Source organism: Yoonia sp. (assembly GCF_017854565.1).
Taxonomy (GTDB): Bacteria; Pseudomonadota; Alphaproteobacteria; order Rhodobacterales; family Rhodobacteraceae; genus Yoonia.
Map to the genome: position 1 here is coordinate 1 of NZ_JAFMHJ010000103.1, position 3,302 is coordinate 3,302.

Below are 3,302 nucleotides of genomic sequence, written 5' to 3' on the forward strand. Positions count from 1 at the left end.
CATCGACCAGCGGCCGGGAACGTTCCTGCCGGGTTTCAGCTCGGCTTTCCGGATCCTGGCCGCGGATTTCGCCTTCGATCTTGTAGAGCGCAGCAATGCGCACCAGCGCTTCGTCCACGATACGCGAGCCTGCCTTGGGTTGCGCGTGAGGTGCGCACCATCCCCAGCCTGTACCGATGCGGATGGGCCGCACTATGACGGGCTGGGTAGAGGAATGACGGGCTGGGCGCCGTCAGCTGCCGATCACGTGTGACCGATCGCACGCGCCTTGAGACATGACGAAAGGGCCGCGCCAAGCGCGACCCCCTCTCTTCAATCCTGCGACGCTTTCTTCGCCGGGTCCGCAACCCGCATAACCGTCAGGCCTTTCGCTTCCGCCTTCTGTCCGAGGTTCGGCGTGATCCCGTTGCCGCGATCACGCGCCCAGGCTCTCGAGGATAATCTTCGTCTCCGGCATGCGCTTCAACGAATTCCCAATGCGCTCGCGCCAGCGTGGCCCGACTTCCAGCGCGGTGCCATAAGCCCGGGCCAGATCATCGGGACGATCCTCGGCCATCGCCTCGATCAAGAAGGCCGCCTGCTCGCGGTCCTTCGCAGATTTGAGGCTCCCCGCCCCGTCACGCCGCCGATCAGCAACGATCAGTTTATGGATCGCATAGCGCTCTGGACGCGGGACCTGCACGAGTATGCCGGATCGATAGATCGCCGCCGCATGGATCGGCTCAGCAATCGGGAAGTTGAGGTAGTTCAATCCTTGGGCGTTCACGCCCAAGGCTGGCAAATCGCGGATGGTTTCATCTCCGAAGGCCGGCGTCAGGAACTCGACCAACTGGCCACTGCCCCCCTGCGCCCATCGCCATGTCCGGCCGTTGTCGAGCCCGGGCACGGGCGCGAACTTCAGTGCCGAAAAGGTCTCGGCCAGACCTGGGTCAACCTGATCCTGCAGTGCCACGCTGAGCTTTTCGAACTGGGCGATGTCGATGTCGCCGGTGTTGGCCATACCGCCAATGGGTAGCCGGATACCAAGCTCGCCTTCATAGAGGCGAAATGCATTGGTTCCGACGATGGTGCCACCCAAACGGAAAGTCCCGGCTGCCGCCATCGCCGACAGGATGGACCCGGTTGCCCGGTCGGTGGGGGTCATGCCTTCGGCGCGCAGGAGCCGAACAAGCCGAGACCGTTCTGCCTGCCGATCCTTGGCGGTCGCGCGCAGCTCCACGATCCGGTCGATACGTGCACGCGTCTCGTCACCGTCCTCGCCGATATAGATGAAGCGCATCTCGGTTCCGACGCGTCGCGCGGCGTACCAATAGGCCTTGTCGCCGCGCTCTTTGAGCGTCGGCTTGCCTTCGACACCGGACAAGGCGTCGTCCTTCAGAAGGCGCACCAGATCGGTGTAGGCGCTCATCGCGATGCTGCTAAGAGGAGTCATGCCAATCATTTCCAATTTTTGCTTGGCACGCATATACCTATCAAAACATGAAATTGCTAGGCATAAGGTTTTTTGGGGCACCGTCCCGCCAATGAGAAAAGGAAAAAGGGCCGCGCCAAGCGCGACCCTCTCTCTTCAATCCTGCGACGCCTTCTTCGCCGGGTCCGCAACCCGCATGGCCTTGTTGCACGGAGCCCCACTCGGCTGATATCGGTCACGGCTTATTCTCTTGAGGATGCTGTATATGCCGCACAAGTTCAACGCTGATCGGCGTGACAAAATTCCGAAGCAAAAGCAGCGGGTGACCGGGGTAATCCCCCCATTTTTAACGGGGTGCATTCGTAGAACTTACGCAGCCATTTTCAGTTTCTGTGCGGGTGTGATGCCGCCGATGCCCATGTTCGGGCGGTCGTTATTGTAAGTCCATAGCCATTGCGTGGCGTGGTCTTGAGCCTCCTCGATGGTTTCGATGATGTATTGGTCCAACCATTCGTGTCTGACGGTGCGGTTGTAGCGCTCGATGTAAGCGTTCTGCTGCGGCTGGCCGGGTTGGATGTGCTGGATGATAACCCCTTGTTTCTCTGCCCATTCCATCAGCTTGCCGCTGATGTATTCAGGGCCGTTGTCCACCCTTATGGTGCTGGGCTTGCCGCGCCATTCGATGATGCGGTCGAGGCTTCGGATGACGCGCTCGGCGGGCAATGAGAAGTCGACCTCAATGCCCAAGCCTTCCCGGTTGAAGTCGTCCAGCACGTTCAACAGCCGGAACGCCCGACCATCCCCCAGCCGATCCGCCATGAAATCCATCGACCAGGTCACATTTGGCGCGTCCGGGACTGCCAGCGCATCAGGCTTCTCCCGTTTCAACCGCTTGCGTGGCTTGATCCGCAGGTTCAGCTCCAACTCGCAGTAGATGCGATAGACGCGTTTGTGGTTCCACGGATGACCCTTCACGTTGCGCAGATGCAGGAAACACAGGCCGAACCCCCACGTCTTGCGGGCATCTGTCAAACCGGTCAGCAGATCGGCGATCTCTTCGTTCTCAGCCCTTAACTTCGGGCCATAGCGATAGCAGGTCTCGCTGACCCCGAAGGTCCGGCAGGCAAGGGCTATGCTGACCCCACGTCTCGCCACTGCATTCCCGGCCATCTCGCGGCGTTGAGATGGCCAAACTATTTTTTTCCGAGAGCCTCCTTGAGCAGTTCATTTTGCATGCTCAACTCGGCGAACATCTTCTTCAGCCGCCGGTTCTCTTCCTCAATGGCCTTCGTCTGGGAAATCATCGACGCATCCATGCCCCCATACTTCGCCCGCCATTTATAGAACGACGCGCTGCTCATGCCGTGCGCCCGGCACAACTCGGCCACCGGCATGCCGCCTTCAGCCTGGCGCAGGATCGCGAGGATCTGCGCCTCTGTGTATCTGCTTGTCTTCATTCAGAATCTCCTCATGCATCTTGCCGAGAAAACTCTACTTATGCAGCCCCTTACTTTCGGGGGGGATTACCCGCCGCCGGATTGCAGAATTCCGGTTCAAAGACATAGTGGCTGGTCATCGCTAAAAAACGCGCATTCACATCGCGCTGCTTTCCAAGACCGACACGGTCAACCGCCGTCTTCATATTGTCGTATATTCCGCGGCCCGGGATGCCATCAAACACACGGAAAGCATGCCAGTGGGCATCAAACAGCATCTCGTGGGTCTGCAACAAATAGGCCCGTACCAGAAACGCGCGAGCTATGCTTGAATTTGGGTGACGCGCATCATCAGGCGGCGCGGTTTTCGGTATCGTTTGTGTGTTCGATACCGTCTGTGGGTCTTGTCAGACAAAACCAGCTTGAGGCGGGCTGATCCGTTTCGTAGCGTAATC

2 protein-coding genes and 3 pseudogenes are annotated in these 3,302 nt (G+C 59.4%); all 5 read right to left on the reverse strand.

The features are described 5' to 3' along the window. Nucleotides 1–145, reverse strand: a pseudogene (locus QZ196_RS17405) (transposase); the annotation flags it as partial. A gap of 167 nt (nucleotides 146–312) precedes the next feature. Beyond that, nucleotides 313–411: pseudogene (locus QZ196_RS17410) on the reverse strand (DUF2493 domain-containing protein); the annotation flags it as partial. Between the two features lie 4 nt (nucleotides 412–415). Continuing rightward, a complete protein-coding gene (locus QZ196_RS17415) occupies nucleotides 416–1,432 on the reverse strand; it encodes a GSU2403 family nucleotidyltransferase fold protein (protein WP_296428666.1) in 1,017 nt (338 codons plus the stop codon). 348 nt (nucleotides 1,433–1,780) lie between these two features. Next, nucleotides 1,781–2,868 (reverse strand): IS3 family transposase gene (locus QZ196_RS17420; protein ID WP_296428669.1). Its coding sequence is split into 2 segments (ribosomal slippage): nucleotides 1,781–2,607 and nucleotides 2,607–2,868, totalling 1,089 coding nucleotides; the frame shifts between segments, so codons are not numbered across the junction. Between the two features lie 68 nt (nucleotides 2,869–2,936). Then, nucleotides 2,937–3,176, reverse strand: a pseudogene (locus QZ196_RS17425) (IS21 family transposase); the annotation flags it as partial. Between the last annotated feature and the right edge of the window lie 126 nt (nucleotides 3,177–3,302).